This is a genomic window from Maritimibacter sp. UBA3975, from assembly GCF_002384975.1.
Classification (GTDB): domain Bacteria; phylum Pseudomonadota; class Alphaproteobacteria; order Rhodobacterales; family Rhodobacteraceae; genus Maritimibacter.
In genome coordinates this window covers 570,581-589,933 of sequence record NZ_DGCP01000009.1, presented here as the reverse complement: position 1 = coordinate 589,933, position 19,353 = coordinate 570,581, and the positions used below count along the sequence as shown (strand labels likewise).

General features: G+C 62.6%; 25 protein-coding genes. 19 read left to right on the top strand and 6 right to left on the bottom strand.

The features are described 5' to 3' along the window. Positions 1 to 81 precede the first annotated feature (81 nt). The 3 genes from B2585_RS07975 (at position 82) to B2585_RS07965 (ending at position 1,474) form a co-directional block, all read left to right on the top strand. Positions 82 to 570 carry a hypothetical protein gene (locus B2585_RS07975; protein WP_292021755.1) on the top strand — a complete coding sequence of 163 codons (489 nt, stop codon included), beginning with the start codon at positions 82 to 84 and terminating at the stop codon, positions 568 to 570. Between the two features lie 98 nt (positions 571 to 668). Then, the gene (locus B2585_RS07970; protein ID WP_292021754.1) at positions 669 to 1,100 is read left to right on the top strand and encodes a hypothetical protein; all 432 of its coding nucleotides are present in this window, start codon (positions 669 to 671) and stop codon (positions 1,098 to 1,100) included. Between the two features lie 17 nt (positions 1,101 to 1,117). Next, the gene (locus B2585_RS07965) at positions 1,118 to 1,474 is read left to right on the top strand and encodes a hypothetical protein (RefSeq protein WP_292021752.1); all 357 of its coding nucleotides are present in this window, start codon (positions 1,118 to 1,120) and stop codon (positions 1,472 to 1,474) included. Here the strand turns inward: B2585_RS07965 and B2585_RS07960 are convergent. Beyond that, the gene (locus B2585_RS07960) at positions 1,471 to 1,812 is read right to left on the bottom strand and encodes a hypothetical protein (RefSeq protein WP_292021750.1); all 342 of its coding nucleotides are present in this window, start codon (positions 1,810 to 1,812) and stop codon (positions 1,471 to 1,473) included. The two genes, B2585_RS07965 and B2585_RS07960, sit on opposite strands and share 4 nt — an antisense overlap. Positions 1,813 to 1,840: 28 nt before the next feature. Here B2585_RS07960 and B2585_RS07955 point away from each other — a divergent pair, with 28 nt between their 5' ends. The 11 genes from B2585_RS07955 to B2585_RS07905 all read left to right on the top strand — a co-directional run bounded on the left by B2585_RS07955 (position 1,841) and on the right by B2585_RS07905 (position 11,032). Continuing rightward, the gene (locus tag B2585_RS07955; protein WP_292021748.1) at positions 1,841 to 5,851 is read left to right on the top strand and encodes a tape measure protein; all 4,011 of its coding nucleotides are present in this window, start codon (positions 1,841 to 1,843) and stop codon (positions 5,849 to 5,851) included. After that, positions 5,851 to 6,756 (top strand): hypothetical protein, encoded by a 906-nt coding sequence (locus tag B2585_RS07950; RefSeq protein WP_292021746.1) that lies wholly within the window; start codon positions 5,851 to 5,853, stop codon positions 6,754 to 6,756. Before B2585_RS07955 ends, B2585_RS07950 begins: the two co-directional genes overlap by 1 nt. Next, positions 6,756 to 8,003, top strand: coding sequence for a hypothetical protein (locus B2585_RS07945; protein WP_292021744.1), 1,248 nt, complete (start codon positions 6,756 to 6,758; stop codon positions 8,001 to 8,003). Before B2585_RS07950 ends, B2585_RS07945 begins: the two co-directional genes overlap by 1 nt. A gap of 2 nt (positions 8,004 to 8,005) precedes the next feature. Next, complete coding sequence (locus tag B2585_RS07940) at positions 8,006 to 8,542, top strand: hypothetical protein (protein WP_292021742.1); 537 nt, start codon at positions 8,006 to 8,008, stop codon at positions 8,540 to 8,542. A 75-nt stretch (positions 8,543 to 8,617) separates the two neighbouring features. Beyond that, positions 8,618 to 9,352: a glycoside hydrolase family 19 protein gene (locus B2585_RS07935; protein WP_292021741.1), complete on the top strand. Its 735-nt coding sequence runs from the start codon at positions 8,618 to 8,620 to the stop codon at positions 9,350 to 9,352. Continuing rightward, positions 9,349 to 9,606: a hypothetical protein gene (locus B2585_RS07930; RefSeq protein WP_292021739.1), complete on the top strand. Its 258-nt coding sequence runs from the start codon at positions 9,349 to 9,351 to the stop codon at positions 9,604 to 9,606. Before B2585_RS07935 ends, B2585_RS07930 begins: the two co-directional genes overlap by 4 nt. Next, entirely contained in the window at positions 9,603 to 9,761 is a 159-nt protein-coding gene (locus tag B2585_RS07925) for a hypothetical protein (RefSeq protein WP_292021738.1), read from the top strand. The genes B2585_RS07930 and B2585_RS07925 overlap by 4 nt, the downstream gene beginning before the upstream one ends. Beyond that, positions 9,758 to 10,045, top strand: coding sequence for a DUF2570 family protein (locus tag B2585_RS07920; protein ID WP_292021736.1), 288 nt, complete (start codon positions 9,758 to 9,760; stop codon positions 10,043 to 10,045). The genes B2585_RS07925 and B2585_RS07920 overlap by 4 nt, the downstream gene beginning before the upstream one ends. A 164-nt stretch (positions 10,046 to 10,209) precedes the next feature. Next, positions 10,210 to 10,440: a hypothetical protein gene (locus B2585_RS07915; RefSeq protein WP_292021734.1), complete on the top strand. Its 231-nt coding sequence runs from the start codon at positions 10,210 to 10,212 to the stop codon at positions 10,438 to 10,440. Next, complete coding sequence (locus B2585_RS07910) at positions 10,416 to 10,859, top strand: hypothetical protein (protein WP_292021732.1); 444 nt, start codon at positions 10,416 to 10,418, stop codon at positions 10,857 to 10,859. The genes B2585_RS07915 and B2585_RS07910 overlap by 25 nt, the downstream gene beginning before the upstream one ends. Continuing rightward, positions 10,856 to 11,032, top strand: a complete 177-nt coding sequence (locus B2585_RS07905) for a hypothetical protein (RefSeq protein ID WP_292021730.1) — start codon at positions 10,856 to 10,858, stop codon at positions 11,030 to 11,032. The genes B2585_RS07910 and B2585_RS07905 overlap by 4 nt, the downstream gene beginning before the upstream one ends. Positions 11,033 to 11,123: 91 nt before the next feature. On the opposite strand, the gene B2585_RS07900 is transcribed toward B2585_RS07905, so the two are convergent. Continuing rightward, entirely contained in the window at positions 11,124 to 11,330 is a 207-nt protein-coding gene (locus tag B2585_RS07900) for a hypothetical protein (RefSeq protein WP_292021728.1), read from the bottom strand. Positions 11,331 to 11,341: 11 nt separating this feature from the next. Further along, complete coding sequence (locus B2585_RS07895) at positions 11,342 to 11,872, bottom strand: hypothetical protein (protein ID WP_292021726.1); 531 nt, start codon at positions 11,870 to 11,872, stop codon at positions 11,342 to 11,344. Between the two features lie 264 nt (positions 11,873 to 12,136). Between B2585_RS07895 and B2585_RS07890 the strand changes: the two genes are divergently transcribed. Both B2585_RS07890 and B2585_RS07885 read left to right on the top strand, forming a co-directional pair. Continuing rightward, positions 12,137 to 12,778, top strand: coding sequence for a recombinase family protein (locus B2585_RS07890; protein ID WP_292021724.1), 642 nt, complete (start codon positions 12,137 to 12,139; stop codon positions 12,776 to 12,778). An 18-nt stretch (positions 12,779 to 12,796) separates the two neighbouring features. Then, positions 12,797 to 12,967, top strand: coding sequence for a hypothetical protein (locus B2585_RS07885; protein WP_292021722.1), 171 nt, complete (start codon positions 12,797 to 12,799; stop codon positions 12,965 to 12,967). Positions 12,968 to 13,102: 135 nt separating this feature from the next. Here B2585_RS07885 and B2585_RS07880 read toward each other — a convergent pair whose 3' ends face one another. Both B2585_RS07880 and B2585_RS07875 read right to left on the bottom strand, forming a co-directional pair. Beyond that, positions 13,103 to 13,615, bottom strand: coding sequence for a hypothetical protein (locus B2585_RS07880; RefSeq protein ID WP_292021720.1), 513 nt, complete (start codon positions 13,613 to 13,615; stop codon positions 13,103 to 13,105). Positions 13,616 to 13,822: 207 nt separating this feature from the next. After that, positions 13,823 to 14,470, bottom strand: coding sequence for a hypothetical protein (locus B2585_RS07875; RefSeq protein ID WP_292021718.1), 648 nt, complete (start codon positions 14,468 to 14,470; stop codon positions 13,823 to 13,825). Between the two features lie 335 nt (positions 14,471 to 14,805). Here B2585_RS07875 and B2585_RS07870 point away from each other — a divergent pair, with 335 nt between their 5' ends. After that, complete coding sequence (locus B2585_RS07870) at positions 14,806 to 15,435, top strand: hypothetical protein (RefSeq protein ID WP_292021717.1); 630 nt, start codon at positions 14,806 to 14,808, stop codon at positions 15,433 to 15,435. A gap of 55 nt (positions 15,436 to 15,490) precedes the next feature. Here the strand turns inward: B2585_RS07870 and B2585_RS07865 are convergent, their stop codons facing one another. Next, positions 15,491 to 16,474, bottom strand: a complete 984-nt coding sequence (locus B2585_RS07865; RefSeq protein ID WP_292021714.1) for a Kelch repeat-containing protein — start codon at positions 16,472 to 16,474, stop codon at positions 15,491 to 15,493. Positions 16,475 to 16,574: 100 nt separating this feature from the next. Here B2585_RS07865 and B2585_RS07860 point away from each other — a divergent pair, with 100 nt between their 5' ends. Both B2585_RS07860 and B2585_RS07855 read left to right on the top strand, forming a co-directional pair. Continuing rightward, positions 16,575 to 17,897: an aromatic ring-hydroxylating dioxygenase subunit alpha gene (locus B2585_RS07860; RefSeq protein ID WP_292021712.1), complete on the top strand. Its 1,323-nt coding sequence runs from the start codon at positions 16,575 to 16,577 to the stop codon at positions 17,895 to 17,897. Further along, positions 17,881 to 19,353 (top strand): glutamine synthetase family protein, encoded by a 1,473-nt coding sequence (locus B2585_RS07855; RefSeq protein ID WP_414674044.1) that lies wholly within the window; start codon positions 17,881 to 17,883, stop codon positions 19,351 to 19,353. The genes B2585_RS07860 and B2585_RS07855 overlap by 17 nt, the downstream gene beginning before the upstream one ends.

Below are 19,353 nucleotides of genomic sequence, written 5' to 3'. Positions count from 1 at the left end.
CTCGCGGGGTCAAAAGCGGGCTTCCCCCAAATCTGAAACAGACCACCCCGCGAGCGGGGTCTTTCATCATGGAGACAAGATATGTCTGACAACTTCATCGGGCGCACGATCTATGTCGCGGAAAGCGCCCCCGCGACGAACGACACGACGGGCTTTGAGGCCTTGACGTGGGTGCAGGTCAAGGGCGCGCAGGTTATGCCGCAGCTTGGCGTGACGCACTCCAACATCGACGTGGACGACCTCGGGACCGGCTTTTCGTCCGGCGTGAAGGGCATGGGCTCCGGGCGCGAAAGCACCTTGCAATTCCGCACCATCGCGAGCGACGCGGGGCAGGAAGACGTGCTCGGCCTCGCTGCCGACCAGGACGGCATCGGCGCGGTGAAGATCTGCAAGGGCACCGGAACCGACAGCGGCGATGGCCCGGCGGTGCAGACCGGCGACGTGGTGGAGTATGCCCACGGCTATTTCCACAGCGCCGAACCGAACACGCCGGACGGGTCGAGCCATGAGGGCTGGACCGTCACGTTCAAACAGAACGCGGCCACGATCACGGGCGTCGAGCCCAGCTAATTCCCGCCACCTCCTCCCGGCGGGGATACCGGGGCGGGCAGCGTTTTCGTGGTCGTTGCCCGCCTCACCACGAAACCACGGAAAACCACAGGTGAAACATGGAACTGACGAACCTCGAAACAAAATCGGGCGAGAACAAGGGCGCATTTCTGCATCTTTCGCACCCTGCCGGCGGCTTCAAGATGTGGACCGGCGAGGGCTCCGACAAGGACGGGCGACTGATCGACAAGGCGAAGGCCGAAAAGGTCGGCGTTCACGTTCTGGGCCTCGAAAGCGAACGAGTGCGGGAACGCGCCCGGCAACTGTCCAAGAAGAAGCTGGAGGGCGATGACGACGCCGAGGAAGCGGGGCTCGACTTCGTTTGCAGCCTCGTGACCGAATTCGTCGGGCTCACGCAGGACGGAAAGCCGCTGGTCGCGAACGAGGCCAACAAGCGCGCGTTTTTCGAGCAGTCCGACGCCCTGGTAAAGCAGGTCATGGACTTCGCGGGTGACAAGGCAAATTTTTGGCAGGGCGACTCCGCCGCCTGACCCTCTACGCGGAACAGATGGGGTTTCTACAGGCCCCAATCGACGTGAAGAAACAGGACGGCAGCGTGGAGCGCACCTTGCCGTCCCGACTTGAGCAATACCGCGAAGCGGGGCGCAAGGCGCCGCTTCCAGATCTGCCGGACGGGGCTGACTACCTCGTCAATGCGTTCTTCGCCCTGCGTCCGACACGGCCGCTCGCGATGGGCGGCATAAGGGCGGCTGACTGGCCCGAGATCGCGCCATTCATGCAGGCCACCAAGTCGATAAGCGACGCATGGGAGGCTGAAACGCTGCACAGCATGTGCTCGGCCTTCTGTGACGGGTTCCACGCCGGTCAAAACTCGTTCGGCATTTCACCGATGGAGCGGGGCTAGTCCGCAGTGAGCCCGCGCAAGATCTCGGCGCCGGTCAAAAGCGGGTCAGCCTCGCAGGCGGCACGGAAACGCATCAGCGTGGATGTGTCGCCATCCCAAAGCCCAGCGTTGGCGTAGTCGAACCCGAGAATGAACCCGGTGGTGATTGCGAAAGTCCCAACGTCTGACAGAGCGCCGCCAAAGCTAGGCAGGGTCGTTTCGTCGGAATCCAGGATTGCCAAGACATATCCGCACGGCCTCTCGGTGAAAATGCGGACCCCTTGGTGGTCTTCGTAACTCTCGGCCAGCGCGCCGCCGGCAATCATCGTCGCAAGCGCAGCCCCGAAAATCGCTCTCATTCAAATCTCCTTTCGTGAGGTGACGCCAATGGATATGGCCGTTCTGGGCTTGTCTGTCGATAGCTCCGGCGTTCGCCGCGCGACCACGGACCTTGACCGCTTCGGGCGCGAGGGGTTGGACGCAGAGCGCGCAGCAAATCGCGTCGAGCGGTCGTCAACCCGGATGGGCGCGGCATCTCGCACGGCGGCTGTCGGCATTGGCCGCATGGTTGGGATGCTGGGCAGTCTGGTTTCGATTGGCGCGGTGGTTCGGCAGGCCGATATCTACACGGGTTTGCAGAACTCGATTCAGGCGATGGGGAAATCCACCACGGAAGCCGCGGCGGCTATGGACGAGATTTTCCGGGTGTCGCAGGCCACCCGCGCGCCGATGCAAGCCACCGCGAAACTCTACACTCGCCTGAGCATGGCCGCAGGGGAACTTGGCGCCAGCGAGCGTGAGGTTCTGACATTCACCGAGACAGTGGGCAAGGCGCTGGCCGCGTCCGGCACGTCCGCCTCCGAAGCATCCGGCGCGCTTCTGCAATTGTCCCAGGCGATGGCCGGCGGCGTGGTGCGGGCCGAGGAATTCAACTCGATCCTTGAGGGCGCGTTCCCAATCGCGCAAGCGGCGGCGGACGGCATCGAGGCGGCGGCCGGGTCGGTCGGAAAGCTGCGCCAGCTTGTGGTCGAAGGCAAGATTTCCAGCGAGGAATTTTTCGCTGCGATCCTGTCGCAAGCCCCCCAAATCACCAAGGCGTTTGACGAAACATCGGTCACTGTCGGGCAGGCCACAACCATGCTCGGCAACTCGTTCACGAACCTGATCGGCAAGATGAACGGCGAAACCGGCATGACGGGTGCGCTGGCCGGGGTCGTGATGAAGCTTTCAAGCTTCGTGGACACGCTGGCCGAAATGGACAACCTACAGAACATCGCCCTCGGGGTTGGCGCTGTTGCTGCGGCCTTCGCTGCAATGGTGTTCCCGGTTGCGGCGGCTGCGGCGGCGCTGACGGTTGGCGCGATCTACATCGCCACGCACTGGCAAGATCTGGAGGCGCGCTTTCCCGGCATTATGGGCGGGATCACAGCAGCGATGGACGGGGCCAAGACCTACATCAGCGAGACGTGGGCCCCTGCGATGGAGGAAGCCGTAAACGGCGGCCTGTCGGGCATCGAGGCTTCGATTCAGGCCGTCAAGCTGGCCCTTGCAGGCGATTGGGCGGCGGCTTGGGAAAGCGCGAAGGCTGCGTTTCAGGGGTTCGTCGCCTTCGTGCAGAACATCAACCCGATGAACCGCATGGCGGACGGCATCCGGGCGGCCGCGGCGAACGTCGGGGCGTCGATCTCAAGCGTGTGGACCGGCACGATCATTCCTGCTGTCGAAGGCTGGGCCGAACGCATGGTCGCCAAGGGTCGCGATCTGGTGGACGGGATCAACGAAGGCGTCAGCGCGGCAGCGGCGTCCGTCACCGAGGCGTTCAATTCGATTCTGGCGACGATCCAAAGCACTGTCGCGGGGTGGTCGGGCGCACTTGTTCAGGCGGGCCGAGATCTGATCGACGGCTTTACGCGCGGCATCAGGGAAAAACTCGGCAGCGTTGGGGAGGCGGTCAGCGGCGCGGCGGCGTCAGCGGTCAACACGGTCAAGTCGCTTCTGAAAATCCAGTCGCCCTCTCGCGTGTTTCAACAGCTTGGCGAAGACACGATGGAGGGCTACGGGATCGGCATCGAGGCGATGGCCGACAACGTCGCGAACGAAGTCGCAGAGGCAATGGAAAAGGCGATTGCCGAAGCCGAAAATGCAGAGCGTGAACTGAAGGCCAGAGCGGACCGCATCATCGATTCCATCGGGAGCAATCTCCTGAAGGGCAACGGCGATCTGACCGATGTATGGGCAGACATCAAAGACGCGGGCGTCGATGCGTTCACCGACATTCTGAAAACCAGTTTCGCCCCCGGCGGCGATGGCATCAAAGGCGTGATGAACGGGCTCACCGGCGCGTTTCAGGGTGTGATGCAAGGACTGAGCACCGGCGGGATTGGCGGGATCATGTCAGCCGTGTCGAGCGCCCTTCCGATCATCGGTGCGGTCGTCGGCGTCATCAACTTGATCAAGGGGTTTTACACCAAAGAGACCATCGGCGCTGGCGTGACGGGCACGCTGGGCATGGATACCGCGGTTCGTGACTTCGAAACGACCCGGCACAAGATCCTGTGGGGCTTGATTTCGTGGACCACGGAGACCGAGAAGGTGAACTCGGAACTCACGGGCTTGATGCGCGACCGGACGCAGATGATCCGAGACAGCATCATCGACATCGCGGCCACGATTGGCGCTGGCGCGACGGACCTGTCTCGGGTCGCCTTGGACTTCAAGATCGATGCACGGGATATGAGCCAAGACGAGATCAAGTCGGCGCTTGAGGACCAGTTGACCGCATACGGCGACCTCGTTGCTCAACAGATCATCCAGAGCGAAGAATATTTGCGCGCCGGCGAAAGCTACTTGGATGCGCTCAAGCGCATGGCGGAGGCTCTGCCGACCGTCAACGCCGCCCTCGATACGATGGGTCAGCGCATGTTCGACATATCCATCGTTGGAGCTGACGCCGCTTCGGCGCTGGCCGAGTTGTTCGGTGGCGTCGAGAACTTTGCGCGCTCCGCAAACACGGTCTTTGAACGCTTCTACACCGAGAGCGAGCGCACGGCGCTGCTCACTGGCAAGCTGTCTCGCGACATCGCGGATCTTGGATTGGCAATGCCCGCGACCAGAGGCGAATTCATCCAGCTTCTAGAGAGCCAAGCCCTCATGACGGAAAAGGGTCGTGAGAACTACGCTGCGCTGATGCAGATGGCGGGCGCTTTCGACGCCATTCTGCCGAAGATCGTGGATTTCACGACGGAGGTTTCAAGCCTAATCAGCAGTGCGGAGGAAGGCGCCAACGCGGCGCGGCGCACGGCCAGCGAATTCGAGCGCCTGTTTGAAACCCTGTCGGATGGGGCCCGCGACCTGCGCCGGGACGCCATGCCGACACAGGCCCTTTTCGCGGATCAGCAGCGCGAATATCAGGCGCTCCTGCGCCGGGCTATGTCCGGTGACGCGGGCGCTATGGGCGAACTCACAGGATCGGCGTCTGCGCTTCAGTCGACCTTCGCTCAAATCGCGGGCAGCCGGGCTGAATTCCAAACGTTCTCTGCGCGCCTCGCTGCTCAGATTTCGGACGTAGCCGATCTGGCCGGCGATATTGGCGAGACGAAGAACATCGAGGCCGAGTCTCTGGATGCGCTGATCGAGGCGCTTCAAAAGGACGACGTGACGCACAAGCTGCTCAACGCCCAGATTTCGGCGCTGGATGGCATGAACGCCAGCATCGTCTCGCAGCTTATCGACCTGAAATCCGCGCTCACGCGACAGGACAACAGCGCGGCGCAGAACGCGGCGAATGCCACGGCAATGAAGATCGCGCAAATCTCATCTGAGGCGGTGCGCATCGTCCGGCAGCTTGAGCAGAACGACATTCCGAACGCAGTGCGCATGTCTGATAGCCGGATGGTCGTGTTCGGTCCGTCCTGGGCGGAAACCTCGGACGGCAAGAAGTTTGAGGCGAGCGCCTTCAACCCGTTCCGCGAGCACGAGCAAGCGATCGAAAAGGCACGCAACTACGTCGACAAGGCGAACGAAAGCCGCGCCTCGGCTCTGGCGAAAGAGCGATCCCTTGAAGGTCAACTGGACGCCCTGCGCTCGCAAGTCCGGTCGCTTGGCGCCACGCCGACCTTCGCGACAGGCGGGATGCACCGTGGCGGGCTACGCATCGTCGGGGAGCGCGGCCCGGAAATTGAGGCGACCGGCCCATCGCGCATTTTCAGCAACAGCGATACGCGCCGGATGCTCGATTTCTCCGGTCTTGAGCGCGAGATGCGCGAGGCCCGCCGTGAGATTGCCGCGCTTCGCGATGAACAGCGCCAGCTTGGCGTTCAGACCGTCCGCAACACCCGGAAAACCGCTCAGAACCTCGACAAGTGGGATGAGATCGGACTGCCGCAGGAGCAAGCTTAATGTTCATCGTGCCGCCTTACGCGCTGACCGACAGCGACCTTTCATCCTCGAACCTGACCGAAGACGATTACGACGAATATGACAGCGGCACCACCTACGCCGACGGCAACCGCGTGATCGTGGTCGCGGACCATCGGATTTACGAGAGCGTTCAGGGCTCCAACACCGGCAACGACCCGTCGACGGATGACGGCACATGGTGGGTGGACGTTGGCGCGACGAACCGCTGGAAGCCGTTTGATCAGACAATCAGCGATCAGGCGGAAGGCTCGGGGTCGATTACCTACTCCATCGACCTTTCCAGCTTCATCGACACCGTAACATTCTTCGGCCTAGCCGCGTCGCAGGTCACGGTCGAGGTCCTGGACGGTGGGGGCGGCACGGTCTTCGATGAAACTCAGACGGCCGCCGACGCATCGGAAATCATCGACTGGTATACGTTCTTCACAGCCGAAGTGGACCCGGAGCCGGAATTGATCTTTGACCAGATCACGGGGTTGTCCGGCTACACCCTGAATATCACCATCGGCGACGGAGCGGACCCTGCGCCCGCAGTCGGACAGATCGTATTCGGGCGAGCCTACCGACTCGGCCAGACGCTCGACGGCACGGAAATAGGGATCGAGGACTTTTCGGCCAAGTCTGAGGACCAATTCGGAAACCTGTCCGTGACTGAGCGCGGCTTCGCGGATCTGGTGAATTTCCAATTCAGCTTCCGAACCGACACCGCCCGTCGCGTGAAGCGCATCCTGTCGGAAAACCGGGCCACGCCCTGCGTCTACTTCGCGGACCCCGAAATCGTGGACTACGGCGCGACTGTTTACGGATTCTATGAAGACTTCCTCGTGCCGCTCAGCGCAGGCGGCACGTCCCTTGGCTCCCTTGATGTGAGAGGACTTGTGTAATGGCAATCAGCTTGACCGATCCGCCAACCCTGCCGGACTTGAGCGATCCGTCGACGTTCAATTCCCGCGCTTTGGCGCTGTTCCAGTGGCTTCGGGACAACCATATCCCCGAATTGGAGGCCATCGACAGCGACGATCTTGGCGGCGCTCTCCAGACCCAAGGCGACGTTCTGGACGACCTGAACACGCTTGGAGCGGCGACGGCTGCGGCGCAGTTTCTCGTCTCTACGGCAGCCGGGGCCTTCGCCTACCAAAGCGGCGGAGCAGCCCGTGACAGTCTCGGTGTCGGCCTCATGTCCGGCTTTCGTAACAAGATCATCAACGGCAACTTCGACGTTTGGCAGGAAGGCACCAGCTTTACGGCTGACGGCTATACCGCAGATCAGTGGAAACTGACGGAAGGCTCGGGCGCGGCCTGCACGGTGTCTCGGCAGGCCTTCACGCTTGGGCAGACGGACGTTCCCGGAAACCCGAAGTTCTTCGCACGGTGGGCAAGGGGAACGGCAGGCTCGGCGGCGTCTACCTTTGAGCAGCCTATGGAGGATGTTCGGACGCTCGCAGGGGAAACCACCACGGAAACGGTTTGGCTAAAGGCATCGGCGGCGACCGAGATCGACATTGATCTTGTGCAGAACTTCGGCACGGGCGGCTCGCCCTCATCTGAGGTGGAAACGTCTGTGGTTTCCGGGGCATCCCTGACAACATCGTGGCAGAAATTCACCTATAGCGTTTCGGTCCCGTCAATCTCGGGCAAGACCGTGGGCAGCGACAGCAATGACTACCTGTCGCTCAAGCTCACCCGCGCCCACGACGCGACGAACCCGACTGCGAGCGTGGATATTGCCCGAGTTTCCGCTGTCCAAGGTGACGCGACCGGCGAAACCGACCCGCACGAGCCGCGCCCCCATTGGCTGGAGGAACAATTTTGTAAAAGGTATTTCGAGAGGCTCGGACCGCTCGAATACCTGCCGGGCTTCTGGAACAGCGGGACACAATTGCTTGTAATTGCAAAAATGGCGGTCACGAAACGCGCCGACCCGAGCCTGTCCTACAACGGCACGCTTGGCGACTACACGACTCAGGCGCAGACAGCGACGATTACGGGCATCAGCCTGTCCGGGGGGGCCACGAATGAGAGGGTGGCCTTGGTAGACGTGACTTGCAGCGCGAGTTCAGCGGCGACAGCAGACGGCGGGGCGCTGTTTATTGGCGCAAGTGGCAGCATTGATCTGGATGCGAGGCTTTAATCATGGAAATTCACGGCTACACACAATCCGGCTCTATCGACGCCACCATCAACGGCAAGCGTATGTCGGTTCCTGACGCTCCCGGAAACCGCCATCGTCGCATGATCGCGGAATGGGAAGCCGAGGGAAACACGATCCCGCCGTTTGCCCTTTCGCTAAACGAAGCCAAGGCCGAAGCGCGGGCCACGATGCTCGCCGCGCTCAAGGAGGCCGAAGCGCCGTATCTCGCGGGATACTCCAATGGTGAACCGTATAGCTGGGATCGCAAGGCACGGGAGGCCGATGCTATCGCAGGCGGGGAGACCGACCCGGCGAAGTTCCCGGTCATCGCGGCAGAGGCGCAGGCCCTTGGCGTCACGCCTGCGGATGTGGCGGCGGTAGTGCAGACCAAGGCAACGCTATTCGCGGCGATTTCCGGCGCTCTGTCCGGCATCCGCCAAAAGTGGGGCGCGGCGATTGATGCGGCCACCGACCAAGACGACCTCGACGCAGCGGCGACAGCCTGTCAGGCTGCGCTCACGGCAGCATTGAGCACCTAACCCACACTCCCACAATCTGACCGACGCACCCGCGCCAGCGCGTTCGCTTCGTGCGTCCACATGAAAGGACCAGACATGAACCGAGCAGCTTTCTTCGACTGCCTGCGCAAGCGCGAAAGCGGCGTGTTCGGCACGTCCCTCTCGCAACGGCAGGTCACGGCGACGGACGCCATCCTCGACGCCGGGGCGCACCTGCCAATCGATCACCTCGCGCATGTGCTTGGCGAGGTCTACCATGAGACAGGCGGCGGCATGTATCCGGTCAAGGAAACGGTGTTCCGGTCGCACAAAGATCAGAACCCGTCCGACGCCACCGTAATTGCCCGCCTCGACGCGGCCTATCGCCGGGGACGCCTGCCTTGGGTTTCCGCGCCCTACTGGCGCGACGGCTGGTTCGGGCGCGGTGGCATCCAGCTCACGCACCGGGCCAACTACGCGAAACTCTCGCCATATGTCGGTGCGGACCTCGTGAAGAACCCCGACAAGGCGCTCGATCCGGCAATCTCGGCCAAGGTCGCGGTGGAAGGATGCTCGCGCGGTCTGTTCACCGGCAAGAAGTTGGCCGACTACGACGGCGACCCGTTCGACCATTTCGGCGCCCGCGCCATCGTGAACGGCGACAAGCGCGTGACCGGCCATGACGTGTCCGACTACGCCCTCGCCTTCACCAAGGCACTCAGGGCGGCGGGATACGCCGAAAAGCGGGCCGTCAGCGCACGAAAGACACCTTCCGGGGGCGAGGGTGCCGCAAACGGCCTCATGGATGTCCTGCGGCGAATTTTCGAGGCTCTGAAAGGGGGCAAGGCATGAGATACTTCAGACCCAAATCTCTGACGTGGTGGGCGGGCGTTGGCCTGATCGCGAGCGGCGTCCTGTTGGCGCTCTTTCCGGGGCAGGATCAGCTTGGCGTTCTGGGTGCGCTTCTGGGCCTCCTGACCGGCGGCGGTGAAGGCGCATCGCCCGCGTTCCTCATCTTCTCCGGCCTGGGCCTGATCGGCATTCGGGACAAGATGGAGCGCGACACGAAGGCAACGCCCGAAAGTGACCCGTGGGACGTGGAATGACCGGCTGGCTTCCGTTCTCGGTCACGCTCGCCTGCATCCTCGCCGTGTTCTGGATGCTCCATAGCACGGCCTACCCGCTGCCGCTGCATTTCGTCGGACTGACCATGCTGGGCGGGACGTGGGCCGTCCCGCTCGCGCTGATGGTGCTGGCGTGACCCGCCTCACACTCATTCTGGGCGCGCTGGTGGCCGCTCTGGTGGCCGCTGGCGTGATCTGGCGCCTGTCGGACCGCAACGCGGATCTGCGCGCCGAGAACAAGGCCCAGGCGGCAACCATCCGAAACCACGAGGAAGCCGCGCGCGTGCTGAACGACGTTCTGCGCAACGAGCGCCGGATACGCGAGGATCTGGAAACCGCGCTATCCGAAACTGAGAACCTGGAAGGGGCAGATGATGCGCTATCCGCTTATGGCCGCGCTGTTCTTGACCGCGTGCGCTGAGACGGCCGCCCGACAGCCGATCCCTGCGCCCCTTCTCGAGCCTGTCGAGGTGCGCTGCGCTGACGGCACGACTGAGCGCGCGTTGGGCGAGTGTGCGCTCCGCCTGCGCGCCGGACTTGAAACCGCAAACGGAAAGATTTCCGCGATCAAGGAGCTCGTGACGGATGATGACAGATGACGACATAGAGCGACTGGAGGCGAGGCTCGCGGATCTCGAAAGTCAGGTTCTGACCGAGGGCGAGAAAGAGACGCTGCGGTTTCTCATCAAGGTCGTGAAGGCCATACAGGCAACCGCTTGGCTCGGGACATGGGCAATCAAGATCGCGCCCGTCGTGGCCGCGATCTGGTTTTTCTGGGATCAGGGTATGCAATGGCTTACGTCGTGGGTGCGCTAATGAAGTCGTGGAACTGGATAGGCATCGCCTGCATCTTCGCGCTGGTGCTATCGATCGCGCCGGTCACGCGGCTGGTGATCGACCCGCAGGCGGTCGAGGTGGACGGGCTGAACGTCAGCGTGGCCCGGTCGTTTCCCACTGACGCGCTCGGACTGCCTCGCCCGCGCATCTCCTACATCGAGACGGTGACACCGCTGACGAAGGGTTGGAATGACGGGCATTTCTGCCAGCAGCGCGGAGGCCCGACGCGCTACACCAAGGCGGGCGAGGCTGGCCGGTGGCAGATCGCGTGGGCGGCGTCCTGCGTCAGCGACCCGGCGGGCTTCACATGGGAGGCCTGTTGGCACTGGCATGTGGGCGTGTTCAAGATGGGCGCCGTCTGTCTGAGCCGCACGTTTCTCAAGGCGGATCGGAAATGACCGCCATCCTCATCACCACGGTCTGCATCGCCTTCGGGCAAGAGGCGGAATGTCAGCGTGAGGTGCGGATCTACGACGACCCCAAAGAGTGCATCGTGATGAGGCGGCCGACGCGGGAATATCTGGAAGCCGTCAAGATACCGGGGGGGGGTCATCGTGTTCGTTGGGGCTGAGTGCAAATGGGGCCGGGGCGCCTGACCGATCGACAGTGAAGCGAAAGCCCCGCCGGTGAGGACCGTGCGGGGCTTTTTGTTGGCGGGGTTTTTAGGACTCGGCCATTGCCGCGTCGATTGCTTCGTCCAGATCCTCGCCATTGAGGACCATGTTTTGCGGGGTCAGACCGGCAAACACGCCGCCCTTATCGATCGTGTCGAGGTCACGCGCGCGCAGCCAGCGATAGCGTGCAGCGTCACGCTCGAGGTCTTGTTGGTGGCAGGCGGCGCATTGCCCGCCATCGCAGTCGTTGTGCATATCGGCCTCGGTCAGTTGGATTCTGCGAGTTCATCTGGTGTTTCGACGCCCCATTGCAGTTTGTAGAGGCGGCGATGATCTTCGCTTCCATGCTCTAACGTCTCGGCCTCCCATTTCGGGAAAACCATGCTGTCGTCGCCAGTGAAAATGTAGACCTCTCGGTGAACGTCATCGCTGCCTTCGTCTTGCCAGTGATGGGTAATGTCGCACTTCAGTGTGTTGAACACCGCGACGACCCACCCGCGTGGTGGTGCCCATGCGGTTTCAAACGTGAGGACTGTATCCTCTCCATCCTGCCGCAAACTGTCGTCGTTTAAGGCATATGCGTTCCACTTTGTGCCCCATGTGTCTGTCGCCGCACGGAGGTGCGTGCCAGGGAACGCCTTTTCGTGCAGGATAGACACGCTGCCCGGCCAGTAGTTCAGCGGCAGGGGGAGAAGTTTCTCAAAGTCGATCACGCGCTCGTTGCTCGATGCAATTGCGCGGGCCACCGGGTAAGCGACGCGATGCAAGCGAATTTCGTTTACAATGTGATTGGGCATGGTGCCTCCGGGGGCTAAGTTGATTGGTGCCAGTCGCAACTTATTAGGCGGCGACTGGACTTTCTAAACCGCGTCAGAGGCGGTTATGTTTCGCTGTATCAGTAGCGGTCTTTAACCGTGCAACCAGACCCGGCTTACCCGCGCATGCCTCTCCTCCTGCGGAGTTTGTTAGACTAAGTTTCTGGACTGTATGCCATCCCGCTTGCCTTGTCCAGAAATTTAGTCCAGATTGATCTGCGAAGATTTCCCAAAGTGGGTAAGAAAGTGGCGTCTGAATCCGAAAACCTGCCTACTCGCAAGATCGGTTACGCCCGCGTCTCGACGGCTGACCAGAACCCCGACATGCAGATCCAGGCCCTCAAGAATTACGGCGTGCCGGAGAACCTGATCTTCATCGACAAGGCCAGCGGCGGGACCATGAAACGTCCGCAATTCATCCGGGCGATGAAGTATGCGCAGCATGAAGGCACAGAGCTTGTCGTCTGGAAGCTCGACCGGCTCGGGCGCACCCTCGGCGGCATCCTCGACACGCTCGAATTGCTCACGGATCGCGGTGTCGATTTCGTCAGCTTGACCGAAAGCATCGACACGAAAGGCCCTATGGGCAAGGCGATGATCCGCCTCCTGGCCGTGTTCGCAGAATTGGAGCGCGACCTGATCCGCGAGCGGACCAAGGCCGGGATCGCGCGGGCGCGGGAGCGCGGCGAACGCGGCGGCCGGCCCCTCGCCATGACAGAGGAACGGATCGCCAAGGCGGCTGAAATGCTGGCCGAGGGTGAGCGCGGCAACACGGTCTGGCGCGCGATGCAGAAGATGGAAGGCCCCAAGATCAGCCGCGCCGCCTACTATGCGTGGCAGAAGGTCTGGGACGTTGAAAACCGCTCGCCCGACACGCACGGCGAGTGATCCAAACAGGAGTGGGCCATGTTCGGTGGCATCGAAATTATCGAAGTTGAGCCGGGAACGGTGATCGAGAACAACGGCGAAAAAATCGAGGTGACGGAAACCAATGCGGTTCGCAAGGGGTGGCGATGTTACATGACGCCCGATCAGGTGGCGGCTCTGAAAGCGCACCCCGATGTGAAATCCAAATAGGAGGAGATTGGCGATGGTCACGATCACAGTGCCCAAGTGGCTCGTATGGTTGGCAAGCGTAGTTCTGGCGCTTCACGGCATTGACGCCGCAACGCGGTTCTTGCTGGTCATCGTGCAGTAATTCGGGCGGTTCACTCAGATCTCAAAATCGTCTGTTGGTGGCACCTTTTCCGGGAACCATTCAGCATACCATTGATCTGCTTCGCGGCTTCGATGCTGAAACTGCTTCACGATATCAGAGTCGACTCCGATCGAAAGGTTCCGCCGCGGCTGGATCAAGAACTGTCCGGCTTTGCCGAATGCAACTACGAAGGTCTGCCCCATCGTGTCGCGAAAACGCGCGGCCAGCGTCACACGCCCGTTTCTGCCGATTGTTGATCGATCCGCCCAGTCGGGGATCGGTACAGGAAATTGATCGGCGTGCATCCTGTTGTGGATCGGCCGCTCGCTGGATATCGCTCGACGCTCGGCTCGTTCGGCAGCGGCGCGAGACGCGAAATTCTCTACGGTGATCGACGCCACTTCCTGCCACCAGTCCGATCCATTCTTGTGCTGCTTAGATCGGTCGATCGCACTCAAGGAAATTCCGACATAGAGCAAGTCGCCGTCTTTATCGAAATGTCTGTAGAGCTGGTTTAGAGCTCCCATTCCTTGCCTCCTTTTCGGTTTACACCTTCCCGGTAACCCATTGATTGTTCGTGGTGAACAAACCGGGTCCGTTTACACAAAAGTCTAATGAAAACAGCGGATGTCGTCGGACTGTAACTCCGCCGGGGAGACCCACGCCTGGTTCGATTCCAGGGTCGCCCACCACTTCCCCCCATTCTCAGGTTGGCCTCAAGCGCCGGACGCGTGTCAGAACCGCTGTGCTGCGGGCATCGACGGTGGGCGGAGGTAGTCGCGGGTCACGGCTGTTTGTCGGCGTGTGGGCACCCGTGTCGCGCGGGGTGGGCCGAGGTCGAACTTCAACCCGGCTGCGGGGGCGATAACGCCGCTGCCATTCGAGCGTGGCGGTGCATAGCGCACGCCGGCGAAGACGGTCATGTTCGTGCCCGGAATGTCATAGAGAACCCCACCTTTCAGAAGTGCGACCGCGCGAAACGGTCCGATCAGCGCGTTGGGATTCAGGAAACCCTGATAGCCATACATGAACCCGGCATCGAGACCGGCGTATGCGCCGAGGCCGCCGAGCGCCGCGGGCCTGTACTGTGCCTCGAAACTCACGCCCAGGGCGAAAGACTGCGCGCTGTAGCTGTTGACCATGGCGATGGCGAAATAACCGGTGGTCAGACGAAAGCTCGGGCTGATGTCATAGGCATTGTTGCAATTGACCGCGCGGGCGTTCAGCTCGTCATTGGTCGCAAGCCCGGTGGCTTTCTTGATGTGCCAGAACTTGCTGAAATACTCGACCGATGTGGTGTCGCAGGGCAGCCAGGATTGCGCACGGGCCGATGTCGGGGCAGCCATGAACACGGCGGCGAGTGCGATCAGCGTGGCGGTCATGATGGAGCGACGGGCGCGTCTCAAAGCGGGTCCTGTTGTCTACGACGGGCCGACGGTGTCGGTCGGCACCTGTATGCCAGATGCAACATTAACGAGGCGCCATCGACAGACAAGCGTTGCGTTGAGCGCGAGGCGCGAAAGCATTGGCGTGGCGCGACATTGTTCCGGCCCTCACGCCGCGACCCGGGGTTCGGCGGCGCTCGGCGCACATTGGCCTGCACACTCGGCAAGGTTTCTCCGACCCTCTTATCCGGGTTGGAACGCTGTGAGGGGGTGACGCATTTCCATGACAGAGCGGGCCATACTGGTCCGCGTCAGAATGAAAGGAGTTCACCATGACCTTTCTGAAGAAATCAGCAACTCTCGCAGCGCTGCTTGCCACCTCCGTGTCCGGCGCAGCGCTCGCCCAGGGTGCAAATGCCAATGTTGATGCCGGCGGCGGCGCAAGCGTAAGCACCGGTGACACCGGCGTTTCGACGGGCGCGAACGTATCCGGCGGCGTTTCGGCCAATGCCGACAACGGCAAGTCGGGCGGCCTTGGCAAGACCGACGCGCCGGGTCAGGACGTTGCAGCAGACGCGCAGAGCGACACCGGCACGGAGGCCGACACGGACACCGATATGGCGTCGAATGACGCGAGCGGTGATCTGACCTATGGCCGCATCGTGTCGTCGATGAACACCGGTAACTTTTCGAACTTCGATTGGTCGGAGGTCGATGAGCAGACCGAGGTCAGCGTGACCGGTGTGAGCGATGCCAATGGCGAAGCCGACGCGAATGCGCAGGCTCTCGATAATGCGCTCGCCAAGACCTCGGAAGACATGGAGCGCTTCCAGTCCGACGTCGAGGCGAACGAGCAGGTGAACGCCACGCTCGAAGATGAAGGCTATGAGAGCGGCGACGTGCTCATGGTCTATCTGACGCCGATGGGTGTGGTGGAAGTCGTGGTCGATGACCGCGGGTAACACTACCTGACCGCACGATTTCGGCCCTCGCCCTCGCGGCGGGGGCCGTTTCCGTTCAGGGTTTGAGGCGCTCTACCGTTGCGACTGCTCCGAACCCGGCGGCCTTTGCTCCTCCAATGACATAGATCGCGCCGTTGATCGCGGCAGCGGCCGTGCCGTGGCGCGGCGATGGCATGTCAGGCAGGGCGGTCCAAGCCCCTGAGACCGGGTCGAAGACCCAGCTTTCTGGAAACACCTTGGGGTCGGGCGAAAAGGCCTCACCCCCAAACGCGTAGAGCTGTCCGTTCAGGGCGGCGGCGGACAGGCCACCTTGGGCTGCGGGCATGTCCGGACCGGCCTCCCACATGTCACGGGCGGGGTCGTAGATTTCCAGTGTCGCAAGATTGCGGATGCGCGCTGTCTCGTTGGGCAGGAACCGCCGTCCGCCGACCACATAAATGCGCCCGTCGATGACTGCGCCAGCGGCACTGTTGCGCGGTGTGGGTGTGTCGGCGCCCTGCGTCCATCGGCCTGTGGCCGGGTCGAAGATGTCCACGCGGGCCGAGTCGCGGTGGCCCCCGAACCGGCGGGCATCGGGACCGGACGGGACGCGCCCGCCGATCACGAAAATCCTGCCGTCAACCACCGCTGTCACATGCTCGGCCCGTGGCACCGGAAGGGAGGGGGCGTCGCGCCGCGCGCCGGTTGCGATGTCGAAAACGTGCACCTCGCTCACCGCGCGCCACTCGGGCGGGGTGCCGGAGAACCCGCCGATGGCGTAGATCGCACCGCTGACGACGGCGACGCCCACATGATGGCGCGGCGCGGGGAGCGGCGGCAGGGTTCGCCAGGTGTCGGTTGCGGCGTTGTAAGCATAGGCTTGATCCGTGGGCACGCCGCCGCGCGCGAATCCTCCAAGCGTGTAGATCGTGTCACCGGAGGGCGCTGCATAGATTTCCTGCACGGGCGCGGGCAAAGGGGCGGCCTCGGACCACTCAGGCGCGCCATGTGCCCCGCTTGCGATCCCGCAAAACGCCAATGCCAGTGCCGAGTGTTTCAAGCCGTTCTCCCTCTGCCGCACCGTCACTGTCAAAGCATTTGGCCTTTTGGTCAAATCCTGTAACCATTGCCCCGAGCAACGAAGACCCGGAGGAGGCACCATGATCAGCCAGCAACTGAACGATACCATAACGCGGGTCGGACCGGGTACACCGGCGGGTGAGGTGCTGCGCCACTATTGGCAGCCCGCCGCACTCACGGACGAGTTGGACGGAAAGCGGCCGGTGGTTCCGGTGCGGCTCATGGGCGAGGACCTCGTTCTGTTTCGCAACGACGACGGCGAACTGGGGCTGATCGGCCGGCATTGCCCGCATCGCGGGTCGGACCTTTGCTATGGACGGCTCGAGAACAACGGGCTGCGGTGTCCGTTCCACGGCTGGCATTTCGACCGGACCGGACAATGCGTGGAGCAGCCGGGCGAGCCGGAAGGGTCGAGGATGCACGAGCAGATCAAGACCACCTCCTATCCCGTTGAAGAACGGAACGGAATCATCTTTGCCTATATGGGGCCGGGCGACCCGCCGCCATTCCCGAACTTCGATTGTTTCCGCGCGCCCGAAAGCCACGTTTTCGCCTTTAAGGGGCTATGGGAATGCAACTGGCTTCAAGCGCTGGAGGTTGGGATCGATCCTGCCCACGCCTCATTCCTGCACCGCTTCCTTGAAGACGAAGACCCGGAAGACAGCTACGGCAAACAGTTCCGCGACAAGGCCGCGAACACCGAAATCCCGATGACCCAGCTTCTGCGCGACTACCCGCGCCCGGAGATCGAGGTGGAGGAAACCGACTACGGCATGCGCGTCATTGCGCTGCGTCACCTGGATGACGGACGAACGCACGTTCGGGTGACCAACCAGATCTTTCCCGAAGCGATCACGATCCCGATGAGCCGCGAGATGATCATCACCCAGTGGCATGTGCCGGTCGATGACGAGACCTGCTACTGGTATTCGATGTTCACGAGTTTCGGGGAGCCGGTGAACAAGGAACTCATGCGCGAACAGCGCCTCGCCGAGCACCGCCTTCCGGACTACGCGCCGCTCAAGAACAAGCGCAATCAATACGGCTACAACCCGGATGAGCAGGAAAGCCTGACCTATACGGGCATGGGGCTCGACATCAACGTGCACGACCAGTGGGCCGTGGAGTCGATGGGGCGTATCCAGGACCGGACGCAGGAACACCTTGGCAAGACTGACAAGGCGATCATCGCGAACCGTCGCAGGCTGCGCGCCGCGATCAAGGCGCTGGAAGATGGCGACGCAGCGGCGCTGCCGATGAAGAACGGCGCGGATGTTTCCGCGCTGACCGGGCCGCTAGCGAACGACACGATCGCCACGGACGGCGACTGGCAGCGCGCCTATCAGGAGGGTGACGCCGCCCGCCGGGCCGGCTGCACCGGCTGGGATGCCAAGGTCGGATGAGGCGCGCGTGACGAAACAGGATCGAGACAGGCTGGGCTCTGGCGCGCTCGCGCGGCTGGGGCTGGTCGACGAGGCGGCGATCGAGGCCGGGGTGCGGCTGTTGAAACGTGTGCGGGACGACGGGCTGGAAACGGTCCGCGTCCTGTTTTCGGACCCGCATGGCGTGCTTCGCGGCAAGGCCATTGCGGCGCGCGCGTTGCCAAGCGTGCTGTCGGACGGAATGAAGGTGCCTTCGACACTCCTGCTCAAGGACACCGCGCATCGCACGGCCTTTCCGATCTGGTCGGGAGATGGCGCACCGATGGCTGGCGCGTCGGACATATTGCTCGTGCCCGATACCGCGACCTTCCGGCGGCTCCCCTGGTCGCCTCATTCAGGCTGGTTGCTGTGCGATTGTGTCGATTCAGTTGGCGCGCCGATCCCCTTCGCGCCGCGCGACCTGTTGCGCGCGGAGGTGGGGCGGCTCGCGGACCGCGGGATGGAGATGAGGGTCGGTCTGGAGGTCGAGTTCCACGTCTTCGACGTGATCGACCCGCGCCTGTCTCATGGCGACACCACCATGCCGCCCGCACCGCCCGAAACGCGCGCGCTCGCGCCCGGCTACCAGTTCCTGACCGAGACGGTCTATGGCCAGCTCGAGCCGGTCATGGACAGGCTGCGGCGCATGTCCGAAGAGATCGGTCTGCCCGTGCGCTCGACCGAGGTGGAAATGGGCCCGGGGCAATTCGAGTTCACCTTCGACCCGGCCGATCCCATCACCCAAGCGGATGCGATGGTGATGTTCCGGACGCTCGTGCAGGAGGTTTGTTCGGCAGATGGTAAGCATGCGACCTTCATGTGCCGACCGAAGGTGGATAACGCGGCTGCCTCAGGCTGGCATGTCCATCAGTCGCTCATCTCGACCGAGACCGGTGACAACCTGTTCATGCCTGCGGACGAGGGCCTGACAGGCACCGCATCCGGCTGGATCGCGGGGCTCTTGGACCATGCGGGCGAAAGCTGCGTGCTCACGACCCCGACCGTGAACGGCTACAAACGCTACACCCAGCACCAGTTGGCCCCGGATCGCATCGCGTGGGGCCGGGACAACCGCGGCGCCATGCTGCGCGCGCTCATGGGCGCCGGCGACACGGCGAGCCGGGTGGAGAACCGGGTGGCCGATCCTGCGGCCAATCCCTATCTCCTGTTCGCATCGCAAATCGTTTCGGGCCTTGCTGGACTCGATGCGGGGACGGCGCCGCCCGAGGCGGTGGAAAAGCCTTATTCATCCGATGCCCCGGCGCTCCCCATGAACCTCGGTGCGGCTATCGAGCTATTTCGGGATTCCGCGCTATATCGCAAGATCTGGGGGAACGAGGTCGTGGATTACTTCGTGACGCTCAAGAGCGCCGAGTGGCAGCGTTATCTGGCGCATGTGTCGGACTGGGAGCAGGCCGAATATTTCCGGCTGTTCTGA

What these genes read in the sequence shown, in the direction of transcription:
- B2585_RS07975 (WP_292021755.1), top strand. Translation starts at nt 82, where the DNA reads ATGTCTGACAACTTCATCGGGCGCACGATCTATGTCGCGGAAAGCGCC.
- B2585_RS07970 (WP_292021754.1), top strand. Translation starts at nt 669, where the DNA reads ATGGAACTGACGAACCTCGAAACAAAATCGGGCGAGAACAAGGGCGCA.
- B2585_RS07965 (WP_292021752.1), top strand. Translation starts at nt 1,118, where the DNA reads ATGGGGTTTCTACAGGCCCCAATCGACGTGAAGAAACAGGACGGCAGC.
- B2585_RS07960 (WP_292021750.1), bottom strand. Translation starts at nt 1,812, where the DNA reads ATGAGAGCGATTTTCGGGGCTGCGCTTGCGACGATGATTGCCGGCGGC.
- B2585_RS07955 (WP_292021748.1), top strand. Translation starts at nt 1,841, where the DNA reads ATGGATATGGCCGTTCTGGGCTTGTCTGTCGATAGCTCCGGCGTTCGC.
- B2585_RS07950 (WP_292021746.1), top strand. Translation starts at nt 5,851, where the DNA reads ATGTTCATCGTGCCGCCTTACGCGCTGACCGACAGCGACCTTTCATCC.
- B2585_RS07945 (WP_292021744.1), top strand. Translation starts at nt 6,756, where the DNA reads ATGGCAATCAGCTTGACCGATCCGCCAACCCTGCCGGACTTGAGCGAT.
- B2585_RS07940 (WP_292021742.1), top strand. Translation starts at nt 8,006, where the DNA reads ATGGAAATTCACGGCTACACACAATCCGGCTCTATCGACGCCACCATC.
- B2585_RS07935 (WP_292021741.1), top strand. Translation starts at nt 8,618, where the DNA reads ATGAACCGAGCAGCTTTCTTCGACTGCCTGCGCAAGCGCGAAAGCGGC.
- B2585_RS07930 (WP_292021739.1), top strand. Translation starts at nt 9,349, where the DNA reads ATGAGATACTTCAGACCCAAATCTCTGACGTGGTGGGCGGGCGTTGGC.
- B2585_RS07925 (WP_292021738.1), top strand. Translation starts at nt 9,603, where the DNA reads ATGACCGGCTGGCTTCCGTTCTCGGTCACGCTCGCCTGCATCCTCGCC.
- B2585_RS07915 (WP_292021734.1), top strand. Translation starts at nt 10,210, where the DNA reads ATGATGACAGATGACGACATAGAGCGACTGGAGGCGAGGCTCGCGGAT.
- B2585_RS07910 (WP_292021732.1), top strand. Translation starts at nt 10,416, where the DNA reads ATGGCTTACGTCGTGGGTGCGCTAATGAAGTCGTGGAACTGGATAGGC.
- B2585_RS07905 (WP_292021730.1), top strand. Translation starts at nt 10,856, where the DNA reads ATGACCGCCATCCTCATCACCACGGTCTGCATCGCCTTCGGGCAAGAG.
- B2585_RS07900 (WP_292021728.1), bottom strand. Translation starts at nt 11,330, where the DNA reads ATGCACAACGACTGCGATGGCGGGCAATGCGCCGCCTGCCACCAACAA.
- B2585_RS07895 (WP_292021726.1), bottom strand. Translation starts at nt 11,872, where the DNA reads ATGCCCAATCACATTGTAAACGAAATTCGCTTGCATCGCGTCGCTTAC.
- B2585_RS07885 (WP_292021722.1), top strand. Translation starts at nt 12,797, where the DNA reads ATGTTCGGTGGCATCGAAATTATCGAAGTTGAGCCGGGAACGGTGATC.
- B2585_RS07880 (WP_292021720.1), bottom strand. Translation starts at nt 13,615, where the DNA reads ATGGGAGCTCTAAACCAGCTCTACAGACATTTCGATAAAGACGGCGAC.
- B2585_RS07875 (WP_292021718.1), bottom strand. Translation starts at nt 14,470, where the DNA reads ATGACCGCCACGCTGATCGCACTCGCCGCCGTGTTCATGGCTGCCCCG.
- B2585_RS07870 (WP_292021717.1), top strand. Translation starts at nt 14,806, where the DNA reads ATGACCTTTCTGAAGAAATCAGCAACTCTCGCAGCGCTGCTTGCCACC.
- B2585_RS07860 (WP_292021712.1), top strand. Translation starts at nt 16,575, where the DNA reads ATGATCAGCCAGCAACTGAACGATACCATAACGCGGGTCGGACCGGGT.
- B2585_RS07855 (WP_414674044.1), top strand. Translation starts at nt 17,881, where the DNA reads ATGCCAAGGTCGGATGAGGCGCGCGTGACGAAACAGGATCGAGACAGG.